General features: G+C 34.2%; 14 protein-coding genes. 8 read left to right on the top strand and 6 right to left on the bottom strand.

Annotated features, from left to right (window positions below; translation table 11 throughout):
* The first annotated feature begins 180 nt into the window (after window positions 1–180).
* The 6 genes from H7U22_RS16420 (at window position 181) to H7U22_RS16395 (ending at window position 5,103) form a co-directional block, all read left to right on the top strand.
* Window positions 181–429: a type B 50S ribosomal protein L31 gene (locus H7U22_RS16420; protein WP_025142617.1), complete on the top strand. Its 249-nt coding sequence runs from the start codon at window positions 181–183 to the stop codon at window positions 427–429.
* A 72-nt stretch (window positions 430–501) separates the two neighbouring features.
* Complete coding sequence (locus H7U22_RS16415; RefSeq protein WP_187072429.1) at window positions 502–1,677, top strand: putative sugar nucleotidyl transferase; 1,176 nt, start codon at window positions 502–504, stop codon at window positions 1,675–1,677.
* Window positions 1,678–1,742: 65 nt separating this feature from the next.
* Entirely contained in the window at window positions 1,743–2,504 is a 762-nt protein-coding gene (tpiA, locus tag H7U22_RS16410) for a triose-phosphate isomerase (protein WP_187072428.1), read from the top strand.
* On the top strand, window positions 2,505–3,344 hold the full coding sequence (gene prmA, locus H7U22_RS16405) for a 50S ribosomal protein L11 methyltransferase (protein WP_187072427.1): 840 nt from the start codon (window positions 2,505–2,507) through the stop codon (window positions 3,342–3,344). It abuts the gene before it with no gap.
* A 26-nt stretch (window positions 3,345–3,370) separates the two neighbouring features.
* Window positions 3,371–4,723: a UDP-N-acetylmuramate--L-alanine ligase gene (locus tag H7U22_RS16400; RefSeq protein WP_187072426.1), complete on the top strand. Its 1,353-nt coding sequence runs from the start codon at window positions 3,371–3,373 to the stop codon at window positions 4,721–4,723.
* A 59-nt stretch (window positions 4,724–4,782) separates the two neighbouring features.
* A complete protein-coding gene (locus tag H7U22_RS16395) occupies window positions 4,783–5,103 on the top strand; it encodes a helix-turn-helix domain-containing protein (protein ID WP_187072425.1) in 321 nt (106 codons plus the stop codon).
* 151 nt (window positions 5,104–5,254) lie between these two features.
* Here the strand turns inward: H7U22_RS16395 and H7U22_RS16390 are convergent, their stop codons facing one another.
* From H7U22_RS16390 to H7U22_RS16370, 5 genes are all read right to left on the bottom strand, one after another.
* Complete coding sequence (locus tag H7U22_RS16390; protein ID WP_187072424.1) at window positions 5,255–6,373, bottom strand: GNAT family N-acetyltransferase; 1,119 nt, start codon at window positions 6,371–6,373, stop codon at window positions 5,255–5,257.
* Window positions 6,374–6,444: 71 nt separating this feature from the next.
* On the bottom strand, window positions 6,445–6,639 hold the full coding sequence (locus H7U22_RS16385; protein WP_187072423.1) for a hypothetical protein: 195 nt from the start codon (window positions 6,637–6,639) through the stop codon (window positions 6,445–6,447).
* A gap of 89 nt (window positions 6,640–6,728) precedes the next feature.
* Entirely contained in the window at window positions 6,729–7,295 is a 567-nt protein-coding gene (gene scpB, locus H7U22_RS16380; RefSeq protein WP_187072422.1) for an SMC-Scp complex subunit ScpB, read from the bottom strand.
* A 250-nt stretch (window positions 7,296–7,545) separates the two neighbouring features.
* Entirely contained in the window at window positions 7,546–10,527 is a 2,982-nt protein-coding gene (locus H7U22_RS16375) for a ligand-binding sensor domain-containing protein (protein WP_317172994.1), read from the bottom strand.
* The gene (locus H7U22_RS16370) at window positions 10,517–11,302 is read right to left on the bottom strand and encodes a LytR/AlgR family response regulator transcription factor (RefSeq protein WP_187072421.1); all 786 of its coding nucleotides are present in this window, start codon (window positions 11,300–11,302) and stop codon (window positions 10,517–10,519) included. The genes H7U22_RS16375 and H7U22_RS16370 overlap by 11 nt, the downstream gene beginning before the upstream one ends.
* A gap of 124 nt (window positions 11,303–11,426) precedes the next feature.
* Between H7U22_RS16370 and H7U22_RS16365 the strand changes: the two genes are divergently transcribed.
* Both H7U22_RS16365 and H7U22_RS16360 read left to right on the top strand, forming a co-directional pair.
* A complete protein-coding gene (locus H7U22_RS16365) occupies window positions 11,427–12,149 on the top strand; it encodes a ferritin-like domain-containing protein (RefSeq protein ID WP_187072420.1) in 723 nt (240 codons plus the stop codon).
* 11 nt (window positions 12,150–12,160) lie between these two features.
* Window positions 12,161–13,021 carry a ferritin-like domain-containing protein gene (locus H7U22_RS16360; RefSeq protein WP_187072419.1) on the top strand — a complete coding sequence of 287 codons (861 nt, stop codon included), beginning with the start codon at window positions 12,161–12,163 and terminating at the stop codon, window positions 13,019–13,021.
* Window positions 13,022–13,206: 185 nt separating this feature from the next.
* On the opposite strand, the gene H7U22_RS16355 is transcribed toward H7U22_RS16360, so the two are convergent.
* The gene (locus H7U22_RS16355) at window positions 13,207–14,313 is read right to left on the bottom strand and encodes a hypothetical protein (RefSeq protein WP_187072418.1); all 1,107 of its coding nucleotides are present in this window, start codon (window positions 14,311–14,313) and stop codon (window positions 13,207–13,209) included.
* Window positions 14,314–14,348: the final 35 nt, after the last annotated feature.

The raw sequence follows: 14,348 nt of genomic DNA, 5'->3' as shown, positions 1-14,348 counted from the left end.
TTAAAAATCTTACAATTTAAAATTGTTTTTTACGCTTGTATTTCAGAAATAAAATTAAGATATTTGCACCTCTTAAAAAGAATTAGAAAGACTAATAGAAAATATCATAAGCGTTGTTGCCAGGCAAATTGCAACCAATGTTCTTGATGCTTTCACACAAATAACTAAAATAATATTCAAATGAAAAAAGATTTGCACCCTACAAGCTACAGACCAGTTGTTTTCAAAGACATGTCTAACGAATATGCTTTCTTAACAAAATCTTGCGTAGATACTAAAGAAACTATTAAATGGGAAGATGGTAACGAATATCCTCTATACAAATTAGAGATTTCTCACACCTCACACCCTTTTTATACTGGTAAAATGAAATTGGTTGATACAGCAGGACGTATCGATAAATTCAAAAACCGTTACGCTAAGAAATAATTTAGCAACAAAAAAGCATTTTTTGAAGTCCCTTTGCCAAAAGCATCGGGACTTTTTTTATTTTTGTTGCTTATGACAATCAATCTTTTTGATGATTCTAGTTGGGAATCATTACGTCCACTTACTTTTACAAGGCCTGTAGCCGATCTACGCATTGGTATTTTAACAATTGCAGAGAAATGGGCGAAATATTTGAATGCCGATTTCGGTTTCGAAACCCAAGAATATCTTTCAAAAAAATATCCATCTAAGCCAAATACCCAGATTTTTATCAATGGATCTATTTGTCCAGATGAAGCTCTTTTGAATTCTGTTTCTGCCTTAAAAGCTGGAGAAGTTCTGCTTAAAGATGGATTGGTTGTAGCATACATTTCCGATAATTCTTCCATTCATAACTTTGAATTGGCAAAATCTTTAAAACCGATTGAATACTCTGACAATTTTATTCAGATTATTTATCCCAATGATATTTTTACGCATAACGGCGTAGAATTAAAAAAGGATTTTGAGTTATTGACTAAAGGTAAAACATCAGCTCAACTTAGTTCTACCAATACTTTTTTGGGTGATAATGTTTTTGTAGAGGAAGGTGCTACAGCAGAATGCTCCATATTTAATAGTTTGCAAGGTCCAATTTATCTGGGGAAAAATTCCCAGGTATGGGAGGGAAGTATTATTAGAGGAAGCTTCGCTTTGGGTGAGGATTCCTCTGTTAAAATGGGTGCAAAGATTTATCCGAATACAACCATTGGGCCACACAGCCGCGTTGGCGGTGAGATTAATAATGCTGTAATTTGGGGTTATTCATCAAAAGGGCATGAGGGTTATTTGGGCAATGCCGTTATGGGGCAATGGTGTAATATTGGCGCAGATAGCAATAACTCCAACTTAAAAAATAACTACGCCGAAGTAAGACTTTGGGATTATGAACAACAAAGTTTCCGTAAAACTGGGTTGCAGTTCTGCGGTTTAATTATGGCAGATCATGCTAAATGTGGCATCAATACTATGTTTAATACGGGCACAGTTGCAGGGGTGAGCGCAAATATTTTCGGTCCTGGCTTTCCTAGAAATTTTATTCCAGATTTTGCATGGGGAGGTGCCCAAGGCTTCGAAGTTTACAGCTTAAAAAAGATGTTTGAAACCGCAGAAAAAGTATATAGCAGAAGAGATTTAGCTTTTGATGATATAGAGAAAGAAATTTTAAATAAAGTTTTTGAGCTGACTCAGGAGCATAGACATTTTTAGGATTGAGTATCAAGAATCAAGCAAGATTTGGACTTAATAAATTACAATAATAAAACTAAAATATAATGAGAAAAAAAATTGTTGCAGGTAACTGGAAAATGAATTTAGATTACAATGAAGGCGTTTCATTGTTCAGTGAAATTGTAAATATGGTTAAGGATGAACGTAAAGGCGATCAACTGGCTGTAATTTGTGCTCCATTTATTCATTTAAATAGCCTAGCAAAACTTGGTGGTACTGATGTAGCTATCGGAGCTCAAAATATTCACGATAAAGAAAGCGGTGCTTACACAGGCGAAATTTCTGCCAAAATGGTAAAATCGGTAGGTGTAGAGTATGTTATTTTAGGTCATTCAGAGCGCAGGCAATATCAGGCAGAAAGTGATGAGCTTTTAGCTTCGAAAACTAAAATTGCTTTGGCAAATGATTTAAAACCAATTTTCTGCATCGGCGAAACTTTAGATGAGCGCAACAACGGAAGTTATTTTGAAGTTTTAAAGAAACAATTGGTTCACGGTATTTTCAGTTTAACTGAAGAAGATTTTAGACAAATTGTTATTGCTTATGAGCCAGTTTGGGCAATCGGAACAGGTTTAACTGCTAGCCCAGAGCAAGCACAAGATATTCATGCATTTATCCGCAGTGAAATTGAAGCGAATTATGGTTTCAACGTTGCCGATGATACCACAATATTATATGGTGGAAGTTGTAACCCAACCAATGCAGCAAGTTTGTTTGCGCAAAAGGATATTGATGGTGGCTTAATTGGCGGTGCATCATTAAAATCCCGTGATTTTACAGATATTATTAAAGCATTAAACAGCTAAATGCAATATATAAAGGCAATATTTAAATTTAAAAGTATCGAAGATTATCAACAGGATTTGCTTATTGCGGATCTTGCAGATTTGGGCTTCGATACTTTTGAAGATAGTGAGAATGGATTTACAGCTTTTGTAATTAAAGAAAACTTTAATGAACAAGCGTTGATAAACCTATTAAATGAGCATTCGGAAGAATTTAAAACGGAATATTCTTTAGAGGATGTTGCTGATGAAAACTGGAACTCGGAATGGGAAAAGAACTTTAGTCCGTTAATTATTGATGACGTTTGTTATGTTCGAGCAACATTTCACGAACCACAACCTTCTTATCCTTATGAGATTGTAATCGATCCGAAAATGGCTTTCGGTACCGGTCACCACCAAACCACCACAATGGTTATGCAGTATATTTTGGCTGCAGATTTAAAGGATAAAAACATCCTAGATATGGGTTGTGGCACTGGGATTTTGGCAATTCTTGCTGGAAAACTTGGGGCAAAAAATCTAGTTGCAATCGATTACGATGATATTTGTTATCTAAGTACACTTGAAAATGCTGCACTTAATAATGTCGAAAACTTAACGGCGCTTTGCGGCAGTAAGGAAGTAATTCCAAACGAAGAATACGATGTGATTTTTGCGAATATTAATCGTAATATTCTGTTAGATCAGATTGGCCGTTATGCTGAAGTTTTAAAATCTGAAGGAAAAATTTTCTTTAGTGGTTTCTATTTGGAACCCGATTTAAGTATGATTACAGCGGAATGTGCAAAGTATGAACTCCGTTATATCGACCATAAACAAAATGGAGATTGGGTTGCTGCTCAGTTTGAAAAATACTAATCAATCAAAATTCAATCATTAAAAGCATGCGCATACATTTTATTGCAATTGGCGGAAGTGCAATGCACAATTTAGCCATTGCCCTACATAAAAAAGGATATCAGATTACTGGATCTGATGATGTGATTTTTGAACCAGCAAAATCTAGATTGGACAAGTATGGTTTGTTGCCAACCGAAATGGGTTGGAATGAAAACCGAATATCAGCAGATTTGGATGCTATAATTTTAGGTATGCATGCTAGAATTGATAATCCAGAATTGTTAAAGGCGCAAGAATTGGGGGTTAAAATTTATTCGTATCCCGAGTATATTTACGAGCAAAGCAAAGATAAAGTTCGGGTAGTAATTGGTGGCAGTCATGGTAAAACAACCATTACCAGCATGATTTTGCATGTGCTCAATTTTTACAATCATGATTTTGATTATCTCGTAGGCGCACAGCTTGCCGGTTTCGAAACTATGGTGAAAGTAACTCATGAAGCACCCGTAATGATTATTGAAGGAGATGAATATTTATCGTCGCCAATCGATAGAAGACCAAAATTTCATCTTTACAAAGCAAATGTTGCCGTAATCAGCGGAATTGCTTGGGATCATATTAATGTGTTTCCAACATATGCCGATTACACTTCTCAATTTGATAAATTTATCGACACAATAGAGGAGGGCGGAACCCTAATTTACTGTAAAGCCGACGCCGATTTAAATGAAATTGTGGCCAATTCAAATGCTAAAGTATCAAAGATTGGTTACGCAATTCCAGATCATGAAATTAAAAACGGCATTACATATTTGCTTCCGGAGCATACAGAGCTAAAAATTTTTGGTGATCACAACTTGATGAATCTTAATGCAGCCAAACTGGTATGTAAGGAACTTAATATTGCTGAACCAGAGTTTGATAAAGCCATTTCGTCTTTTACAGGCGCAGCTAAAAGATTAGAGGTTATTTCTACCGATGAATCAACCAATGTTTATAAAGATTTTGCGCATTCTCCATCGAAATTAAAAGCAACAATTGATGCTGTTAAAACTCAATTTACAGATCGTAAATTGGTTGCCTGCATTGAGCTTCATACTTTTAGCAGTTTAAATAAAGATTTTCTTAAAGAATATGCAGGAGCGATGGATAAGGCAGATGATGCAATTGTATTTATCGATATAAAATCTTTTGAGCAGAAAAGAATGGAGCCTTTTAGTGAAGACGATGTTCAACAAGCTTTTTCAAACCCTGAGCTAAAGTTCTTTAATGATGCTGCTAAGTTGAAAGCTTATCTACTCAGTTTGAATTATAAAAATACCAATTTGTTAATGATGAGTTCTGGCAATTACGCTGGATTTAATTTGCCGGAATTGGCATCCTCATTAGAAAAATAGATGATAGATTGGAGAGAAACCCGCTTCTCAAATCTATCATTTCAAATCTAATCTAAAACATGAAAAGCATTGGCGATAGTATTAAGCAAAGTAGGGTGGCCTTAGGTTTGAGTCAAGCAGAAGCTGCCAAAATGCTTAAAATTTCTACGCCTGCTTTCTGTAAGATAGAAACCAATCAAACCGATCTGAATATTTCTCGATTACTTCAGATTTCTAAAGCTTTTAAGATTCCTGTGGCTCAGTTACTTTCTGGAAATTTACCTGAACTGAGTTCGTCTGATGAAATTATTTCACTGAAAAAAGAACTTCTTGAAAAAGAAGAAGAGATCAATAAACTTCGAAAAAAGGTTATTGATCTTTATGATAAGATGGGGATGTAACTTTTTCGTCATTGCGAGGAACGAAGTAACCTCTCTTTTAATTCAATGAAGGAAACATATCGAATTACCATCGTTGCTTAATTTAGGTCTAAAGCATTTTGGCTGGGCGTTCTTCGCTGTGCTCAGAATAACAGTACTTAAGACTTTTTACTTAAAAAACCTTTCTCATTGTTACATGCCTTTTTCCAAAAGTTGCACCTGTAGCTTTATGAATGGCAATCATTTGTTCATTAAAATCACCTACCCAACTTAACTCGAGCTCTTTGTATTGGTTTTTTGGTAGAACATATTCCCCCAAACTAATAAATAGTACAGATTCCAGCCCGTGTTTTTGGAATTTAGTTTTTGTGCCCATTACAATTGCACGCATTCGTGTAACACCCACCCAACGGCGATAAGCAAATTTTAGTTTTTCTATTGGTCCTAATTTCCCATTAAAACCTTTAATCATTTGGTTGGCATCAGGAATTAAAACTACAAATGATGCAGGTTCTCCATTAAAATAAGCAAACTGAATTAAGTGCTCATCCATTATGGGTTCCATGCTTTTAAAGCTTTCTTTAAGCGTTTCTTTTTTAATGGGAACAAAGTTTTCGAAATCCTGCCATCCATCATTATAAATTTCCATTAGGTCATTTATATATTTGTCTGGATTTTTTTTATCGAAATATTCGAAAGTGTAACCGGGTTTATTTCTTACCCAATTTGCAATTTTTGTAAAACGTTCTGGAAACGGAATGGTTAAGTTAATGTGGTTTGTAAGCTGTTCGTACTCCGTTACAAAACCATAGGTTTGGAAAAATTTCTTGTAGTAAGGGAAATTGTAATTCATACCGTAAGATGGAGGAGTGAAACCTTCAACCAATAAACCCCAGAATGAATCATTCTCTCCAAAATTTATTGGTCCCTCCATGGCTCTCATGCCTTTTTCTTGTAGCCATTTTTTTGCTGTATCAAAAAGTAAATACGCAGCTTTTTCAACATCAATGCATTCAAAAAAGCCAATTCCACCTGTTGGATACTCATAATAGAAAGCTTTCTTTTCATTTATAAAGGCAGCAATACGGCCAATAAGTTTGCCTTTGTCATCCTTTAAAACCCATCTAGTGCATCTGCCGTGGTTAAAGAAGTTGTTTTTCTTTGGGTCGAAAACGTTTTCTATTTCGCTATCTAAAGGACAGATCCAATTTTGATCATTTTTATAAAGAATTTTTGGTGTTTTTAAAAAGTCTTTTTTTAAGGCTGAGGTGCTTACCTGTATAATTTGCATGGGCATTTTTAAAATTAAAAAGCATCCTACCCAGCTGGGCGGATGCTTTTCAAATATATATTATTTAAAGATTAATAATCGTCTTCGTCGTCATCGAAATTGTCAAAATTATCGAGGTCATCCAAAGGCAAGTCAAAATCATCGTCGTCATCTTCAACAGTTTTTTTTGCAGTACTTGGAATCGTGTCCTCATCATCAAATTCATCATTATCCTCTACCTCTTTTTTGGTAGTTGGTTTTGCTGGGATTTTCTTTGGCGCTTTCATTACACAAAAATAAAAATTGCTTTTATAGTTTAAAAATACAAAAAATCTTTTTTTAATAACAAGCTGGTACCAAATTAATTAAAATTAAATTATTCTGCATTTTCGCCCACCGTATTCTCTTCTTTGGCAATATCTTTAAGTTGTGGCAACTGTGTTAGATTATTCAGTCCAAAATAATCCATAAATAAAGAACTTGTACGGTATAAAATCGGTCGACCAGGCGTTTCGGCTTTCCCTTCTATGCTGATGAGTTCTTTCTCCAATAAACGCTGGACCGAATAATCAGAATTAACGCCTCTTATCTGCTCAATTTCGAGTTTTGTAATGGGTTGGCGGTAAGCGATAATGGCCAAGGTTTCTATCGCGGCTTGACTCAATTTTTTCTTAGAACGGTGTAATTGAAGCTGGTTTACCGTTTCATGGTATTCTTTTTTGGTCAGAAACTGATAGCCGTTATTCAGATTTACCAATTCTATTGCAGAATTTTCAGAATTAAATTTTTCTTTGATGTAATCTATACTTTCAAATACCTGATTTTCTATTACCTCTTCTCCAAAAACAGCATTCAAGGCCAAAATAATTTCCTGCACACTAATGCTCTGAACAGAAGAGAAGATTAGGGCTTCGATGTGTTTGTTGATACGGGTTTGGGGCATATACAAAAATAAAAATTTTGGGCAAAAAAAAGCGGTCTCGCTTTTAAAAACAAGACCGCTTCTTAACACACAAATGAAACCTGAATTAAGATATAGCTTTAGGTTAGGTTATTAAATATCTATATCAATTCTATAAGAACGTTTTGATAAACACTATCGTTTATTTCTAACACAAGTTTAAGGCTAAAGCACATTGCTTGTAAGTTCTATTTAGTGAGTGGTATTAATAATTGAGTAAACGGTAAATTTTCTATTTTAAAGGGATAGAAATAGATACAGTTGTACTATTTGTGCTGTTTTGACGAACATCTAAGTGTATAGGTTTTGCTCCAATCTGACCTAAAAGATTCAATCTTTCCTTAGTTAATTGCATTCCCTTACTAATATGTGTCTCTTTTTTATCTCTTAAAGAATTCTCAATCCCAATTCCATCATCTATAATTTCTATATTTAGATAAAATTCATCTTGTAACTTAATGTTGATGTGAATTTCTCCGCCAGTTTCCTTTGGCATAATTCCATGCCAAATTGCATTTTCTACATAAGGTTGCAACAGCATAGATGGGATAAAGGTTTCCTCTTTATCAATGTCTTCATCAACATAGAAAAAATATTTGAGTTTTTCGCCGAAGCGATTTTTTTCTAGCTTTAGGTAGAGATTAAGGTATTCTAATTCTTCTTCCAAAGAGATATAGCTCTTGGTACAAATCTCTAAATTCTTGCGGATTAACCTTGCAAAGCCAGTTAAAACTTTATTTGCTGATGCCGTATTCTGTGTATTTATGTAATGTTGAATGGAGTTCATTACATTGAATACAAAGTGAGGATTCATCATGGCTTGTAATGCCTGCTGTTCGAGCATTAATACTTTATTTTTAACCAACAATTGTTCTTGTTCTTTATCTTTCTGCTTTCTGGTGATGTAAACAGCAACTTTATAGAAAATGTAAGCGACAAGTAGAATTAGAATTGATAAAAACCATAAGCTTTGCCAAAAGTGTTTTTTAATGGTAAACGAAATCTTTGCAGATGGACCCCAGTTTCCGTTCTGGCTTTTGGCGCTCACCTCAAAAACATAATCTCCAGTTTGCAAGGAAGAAAAATCTAATCTTCTGGTTCTGGTTTCTATCCAAGCAGCGTTTTCGTTTAATCGATAACGGTAAGTAATATCGCTCGTTGTAAAATCTACCGCGCTAAAAGTAAATAGGATAATGTTGTTGCCGGTTTCAAAAGTAAAGTTGTCTTTGTCGATAGGTAACCGTTCGTTATCTCTTATAATTGAGGTAACATACACTTTTGGAAGGTTTCTGCTGATATTTTTATTGTTATACTTAAACAGGATTAAACCTCGGTTTGTGCCGAAATACGCGGTGCTGTCATCTATAAACAAACTATTAATATCATCACTGAGCAAATCTTTTCCGTAGTCGAAATTGGCTACACTTGGGTTTTCTGGGTAATTGGTAATTTTATTTACACCCTTGTTGGTTAAAACCCAAATCTCATTATTCTTGATGAAAATTTTGGTACAGATGTTATTCGTTAGCCCATCTTTCTGAGTAATCTGTCTGGTTATTTTATTGTCTTTGTAGAAGATCAAGCCATATCCATCGGTACCTAAAATTAAGGTACCATCTGGCAATTGCTGAATATCATTGATTCTTTTTGTTAGTAAAGGGTTTTTTTCAAAGTGCTTAATTAATTTTCCATTAGAAAATTGGGATAATCCATTGATGTTAGAGAACCACAAGTTCCCAGCTTTATCATAAAAAACATGGTAGGAGCGGTCTTTAAAAAAATCTTCTTTTTCTCTGTATTTAAGGGAGTTGAATTCGAATTGATTAATCCGATCAGATAAAAATACCACACCTGATGAAAGCGCCAAAGCCAAATGATTGTTATTTTCACTCAAGCTAAAATGCTTGATAACGAACATGGAGTTATTTACCTCTTTAAGATATTTAACTTCGGAAGTGCTTTTGTAAATATTTTTAAAAACGCCCATGCCATAATCGGATGCAAAGTAAACAGATTGATTTTTAGGGTCGTAAGTGATTTGTTTAATCGTTTTGTACTTTTTAAAATCGTCTAATCCAACTTCATTTACCTGATAATTATTGATGCTGAGCACATCGATAACAGCATCATCAGTTCCAAGCCAAAGCCTGTTTTTATTATCTTTTGTAATGCTCTTTATTACATTGCTACTCAAGCCAGATTCTGCATCAATTATAGAAAGCCGTGAATTGATATTTGGTAGCATATAAATGCCTTGCGTTGTGGCGAACCACATATTTTGGTTGGCATCCTTAATAACTTGATTTACAGAAATATCTTGAAGGTATTGAACAGTTTTACCATTTTTATTGAGTGCAAATGCACCATTTGCATTGGCCAACCAGACTTCTTTTGAAGAATTATCATAATAAAAATAGCCAGACATATTTTTAATCAGATTTTTGGGGATGGAAATTAGAGTATTTAAATTTCCATTCTTAAATTCTTTTAAGCCAGATTTATCCAAGTAAACAAGCGATTTATCATTCTGATTAAATGCCGTCATGTAAGAAATTGGATCAACTTTAGAATCAGTTAAGCTAAAATGTTTTCCATTAAATTTTTGAACACTTAAATCACTATAAGCATAAATGTTTCCTTGCTCATCTTGGTGGATAAAAGCATTTATAAACTGGTTGTTGGCATGTGGCGAAACGTATTTTTTTACGGATTTTCCATCCCAACAAACAATTAAATTCGAATTTGTACCCAGCCAAATCCGACCCGCTTTATCTTGAAGAAATGAGACAATTACGGTATTAAAATTTAATTTTTTTAATAAATCATTATTATCCTGATTATAGAATTTACCATCTTTTAAATAGCTCAATTGACCGTTTAGTGAGAAAAACCAAATCCTTCCTTCACTGTCTTCCGTCATTTTAAGAATTTGAGTATCTGGTAAACCATCCTCAATTGTAAAGTTTTGGAAATTTGTTCCATCAAAACGACTAACGCCATTGTCTGTCGAAATCCAGATGAAACCTTTTTTATCCTGTAGAATATAATAGCAGTTGTTGCTTGCTAAGCCATTTTTAGAAGTATAATGCGGGAGATAGGTAGTTTGTGAAAAAAGTTTGGACGGTAAACTTATCAAAAGCACAAATGAAACCAGCGCAATTCTCATCGCAATAGCCAAACGAAACTGAAATTTGTGTTTGATGTTAATGGTCACTGTGTGCTTTTGTAAATAATTTTATTTTCTCAAAGAAATCGCTGGCTCTTCTTCTAGAAATATTAATGCTCTCTCCGTTCTTCAAAAAAACCTGCAATCCATTTTTAGAATTATATTCTTTTAAATGGTTCAGATTTATGATACTCGATTTATGAATTCTAACAAACTGATCCGTAGGTAATAGTTCTTCAAACTCTCTCAATACCTTCGAAACCGTAATTTTATCTTCATTACTTAGGTGAACAACGGAATAATTACTATCAGCTTCGATGTAAATAATATCATCAACATCAATCATTTTAAAACCTTGTCCATATGGTAAGGTTAGTTTTCTTATTTCATTTCTACTGCTTAAGCTAGAGGCTAAATTCGTAATTCTTTCATCGCTTACACTTTGGTTTTGATACCGTTTAATATGTTCGGTAACTTTTTCTACAGCAATTTTCAGTTCGTCAATATCAATGGGTTTCAATAAATAATCCAAAGCATTGGCCTTTATTGCCTTTAAAGCGTACTGATCATAAGCAGTTGTAAAAATAACGGCAGCATTATGTTTTTGAGCATCGGGAATTAATTCGAATCCATTTCCACCGGGCATAGCAATATCCAAGAAGATAAGGTTGATTGGATGATGGGCTAAAATATCTTTTGCTTCGGACACAGAACGGGCTATGCCAGTAATTTCTACATCAGGGCAGTTTTGTTGCAATAAGAAAAAAAGTGATGAACGTGCAAACTCTTCATCATCAACAATAATAGCTTTTAGTATAGTCATAGCAATAGGTTTGTGAATGTATTAAAAACGCCTTGTAAAAAAAAATGCAAAAGAAAAAAACCGCTCATTCAAATGTCACGTATATATCACCAAACGAAATCAAAACCCTAAAACATAAAGGATTATGAAAAACAATGAACTTATAACACAAGATGAACTTCAAGAAGAACGTTTATTTAACAGCAGCTTAGGCAGAAGATCATTTCTTCAGTTTGCCGGAGCTAGCGCTGCGGGTATCGCTTTGATGGCTGCAGGATGTAGAAAAGATCGCAACTATGGTGATACCAGCACCGGTGCAACTTTAGATTTCAAAGATGACTTTGGTGTATTAAATTATGCTTATGCTCTTGAGCAATTAGAGGCTGCATTTTACGTGAAAGTTGCTTCTGCACCACCTTCAACTTTTACTACTGCACAAAAAGCATATTTCCAAGATATTCAATTCCATGAAGTTGCACACAGAGAATTTTTTAAAAATGCTTTAGGAACCGCTGCAATTGGAAGTTTAGAGGTTGATTTCTCTTCAATTGATTTTACAAGTGCTACCAGTGTTTTAGGAGCTGCAATGGCTTTCGAAGATTTAGGTGTTGCCGCTTACAATGGCGCAGGTGTGAGAATCAAAAGCACTGATTATTTAGTTTTAGCAGGTAAAATTGTATCTGTAGAAGCTCGTCACGCAGCTTATATCCGCGATATTATATCTAACGGAACATTTGCAGATTTAGCAAGTTTAGCGCCACTTGGTGCAGTTAATGCTAGCGGACTCGACGGTGCACTTACTCCAGATAAAGTTTTAGCCATCGCTGGAAAATATGTAAAAACAAAAATTAACGTAATTAACCTTTAAAATCTACAATCATGAATATCGTAAATATATTAGAAGAAATAGAAAAAGTTGATGGTGAGATCTATGAAAGATTAAGTCCACGACGTAATGCAATGAAAGATTTTTACAACATTGGTAAGAAAATTTCTTTGGCAGCATTGCCATTAGCAATGGGATCAATGTTCCAAAAAGCTTATGGTCAAACCAATCCAAGTACTGTTAATGATGTTTTAGGATTTGCTTTAGCATTAGAATATTTAGAGTGGAACTATTACAACCATGCCCTAACATTAGCTAATACTACCTATATCCCTGATGGAGCACCGAGAGCTGCAATTACCACAATTCGTAACCACGAACGTGCACACGTAGATTTGTTAAAAGGTGCTTTAGGTATTACAGGAGCAGATGGTTACGTTTATGCTGATTTCGATTTTACAGCAAGTGGTGGCTTTGCAGATGTGGATTCCAACTATCAAACATTCTTAAAAGTTGCTTTAGCTTTCGAAGATACTGGTGTTAGAGCTTATAAAGGTCAGGCGCCAATTTTGAAAGGTAATGCAGTATTAACTACAGCACTTCAAATTCACTCAGTAGAGGCTCGTCATGCTTCACACTTACGCCAAATGGTTGCTGCTAATGTAACTGGTGCAAGTGGTTTAAAACCATGGATTGCGTATTCAGCAAACGGAAATGATACCGGTATTGCAGCAGTTGATGCAGTTTATGCAGGTGAGCAAAATACTACACAAGCCGGTATTCAAATTACTGGAATTAATGGAACTACTGTTTCACAATCTCAAGCGGCAGAATGTTTTGATGAATTCTTAACTGGAGCAGCTGTGAAAACTATTGCTAACTTATTTATCAAAACAGGCAAAAAATTAACATAGTATAAAGCATTTACATTATTAATTAGGTAATGTTTAGTTTAAGGTAGGGAAGCAGAACTTAGGTTTTGTTTCCCTTTTTTTTGAGCAGGATTTTATGGGTTTAAGGATTTTCGAGATCAAAGCATTTAAAAAAGTAGAAATATTACAAAAAAATAAAGCCTCAAGGGTTTAACCAAGTTTGAATGTTAGTTCAATTTCTTTTTGCGATATAATAAATACAAATCTCCGTATGATAAGAAACTCAAGGTGTCATTATCGCTTTTTGGATTATTTAATTCTTCGTAATAGCCAACATAAAATATTATTTTTTTTCTTTCATCAGTTTTGAAAACAGTGCTCATACTTTTTAAACGTAACTGGTAATAATTAATGTAAATCTGGTTGAATTCTGGATCCATGCTATTTACTCCACTACTTCCTGTTGGTGTGCCAGTTAAATCTAATCTAAAGTGTGAATTAAACTCATTGCCTACATTCATACTGCTATCTGCAGATGATAGATGCTCATTTTTAAAGCGTAAATTGTCGCCATTCCTATATTTATCATCGAAAAACCCTTTACTAAGAATCTCAATGCTTTCTTGGTCATCGTATGTGAAGTTATAAATCGAGCCATCTTTAGCACATTTTATGTATGAGGCGTTTTTATAACCATCACCATGCTCATCAAACCGGTATAGCTCGGTCAAATTGTTTAAAAATTTAGCGAATTTTATATTTTTCCTTCTATATTTTTCTTTAAATAGTTTTTCATTTTCGCCAGATTTATACTCGATATACTTTTGTGTTCCACCTTTGTAATCTGGTTTTTCAGCGCCTCGTTCCTGCATTAAATAATCATCAAAACTTTGTGCAATCCCTGTTTTAAAATATTTTACTGGCAATGGTTTGAAAGTTTTGGCATCATAAGCCTCGTAAGTTGTAGTATCGTTATTAATAAAATGAGAAACCAACAAACGATTGTGAATTAGATCGATAAGTATTCCATTGTTTGAATAGCCAAAATCTTGAACAATATTTCCCGTTCTGCTCATCATAGCATAAGTAAAATATGTTGAGTCAGGGTTTTTATAACTTATAAGTAATAAATCTGAATTTGGAATGGTTGTAAATTTAGAGATAGATTTTCCATCTTTTTTAATTACCAATTCCTTATTTGTATGATTTGGAAATTCAGGCCAATCTTTGTGTTTATCCTGTTGAGGTATTTTATATCCCCAATAAAAACAAACAGAAATGAAGATTATCCCTAATGAAAAGCAGATTAAGATCCGCTTTATATATTTTTTCATGCCCAATAAAGTTAGATACCCAATGGGTAGTAATT

Source organism: Pedobacter fastidiosus, assembly GCF_014306625.1.
Classification (GTDB): domain Bacteria; phylum Bacteroidota; class Bacteroidia; order Sphingobacteriales; family Sphingobacteriaceae; genus Pedobacter; species Pedobacter fastidiosus.
The sequence above is the reverse complement of the archived record's forward strand: the minus strand, read 5'-3'. Positions and strand labels throughout refer to the sequence as shown.

Excerpts from the sequence above, each read along its gene's own strand:
- H7U22_RS16420 (WP_025142617.1), top strand. The coding sequence starts at position 181 with ATGAAAAAAGATTTGCACCCTACAAGCTACAGACCAGTTGTTTTCAAA.
- H7U22_RS16415 (WP_187072429.1), top strand. The coding sequence starts at position 502 with ATGACAATCAATCTTTTTGATGATTCTAGTTGGGAATCATTACGTCCA.
- tpiA (WP_187072428.1), top strand. The coding sequence starts at position 1,743 with ATGAGAAAAAAAATTGTTGCAGGTAACTGGAAAATGAATTTAGATTAC.
- prmA (WP_187072427.1), top strand. The coding sequence starts at position 2,505 with ATGCAATATATAAAGGCAATATTTAAATTTAAAAGTATCGAAGATTAT.
- H7U22_RS16400 (WP_187072426.1), top strand. The coding sequence starts at position 3,371 with ATGCGCATACATTTTATTGCAATTGGCGGAAGTGCAATGCACAATTTA.
- H7U22_RS16395 (WP_187072425.1), top strand. The coding sequence starts at position 4,783 with ATGAAAAGCATTGGCGATAGTATTAAGCAAAGTAGGGTGGCCTTAGGT.
- H7U22_RS16390 (WP_187072424.1), bottom strand. The coding sequence starts at position 6,373 with ATGCAAATTATACAGGTAAGCACCTCAGCCTTAAAAAAAGACTTTTTA.
- H7U22_RS16385 (WP_187072423.1), bottom strand. The coding sequence starts at position 6,639 with ATGAAAGCGCCAAAGAAAATCCCAGCAAAACCAACTACCAAAAAAGAG.
- scpB (WP_187072422.1), bottom strand. The coding sequence starts at position 7,295 with ATGCCCCAAACCCGTATCAACAAACACATCGAAGCCCTAATCTTCTCT.
- H7U22_RS16370 (WP_187072421.1), bottom strand. The coding sequence starts at position 11,302 with ATGACTATACTAAAAGCTATTATTGTTGATGATGAAGAGTTTGCACGT.
- H7U22_RS16365 (WP_187072420.1), top strand. The coding sequence starts at position 11,427 with ATGAAAAACAATGAACTTATAACACAAGATGAACTTCAAGAAGAACGT.
- H7U22_RS16360 (WP_187072419.1), top strand. The coding sequence starts at position 12,161 with ATGAATATCGTAAATATATTAGAAGAAATAGAAAAAGTTGATGGTGAG.
- H7U22_RS16355 (WP_187072418.1), bottom strand. The coding sequence starts at position 14,313 with ATGAAAAAATATATAAAGCGGATCTTAATCTGCTTTTCATTAGGGATA.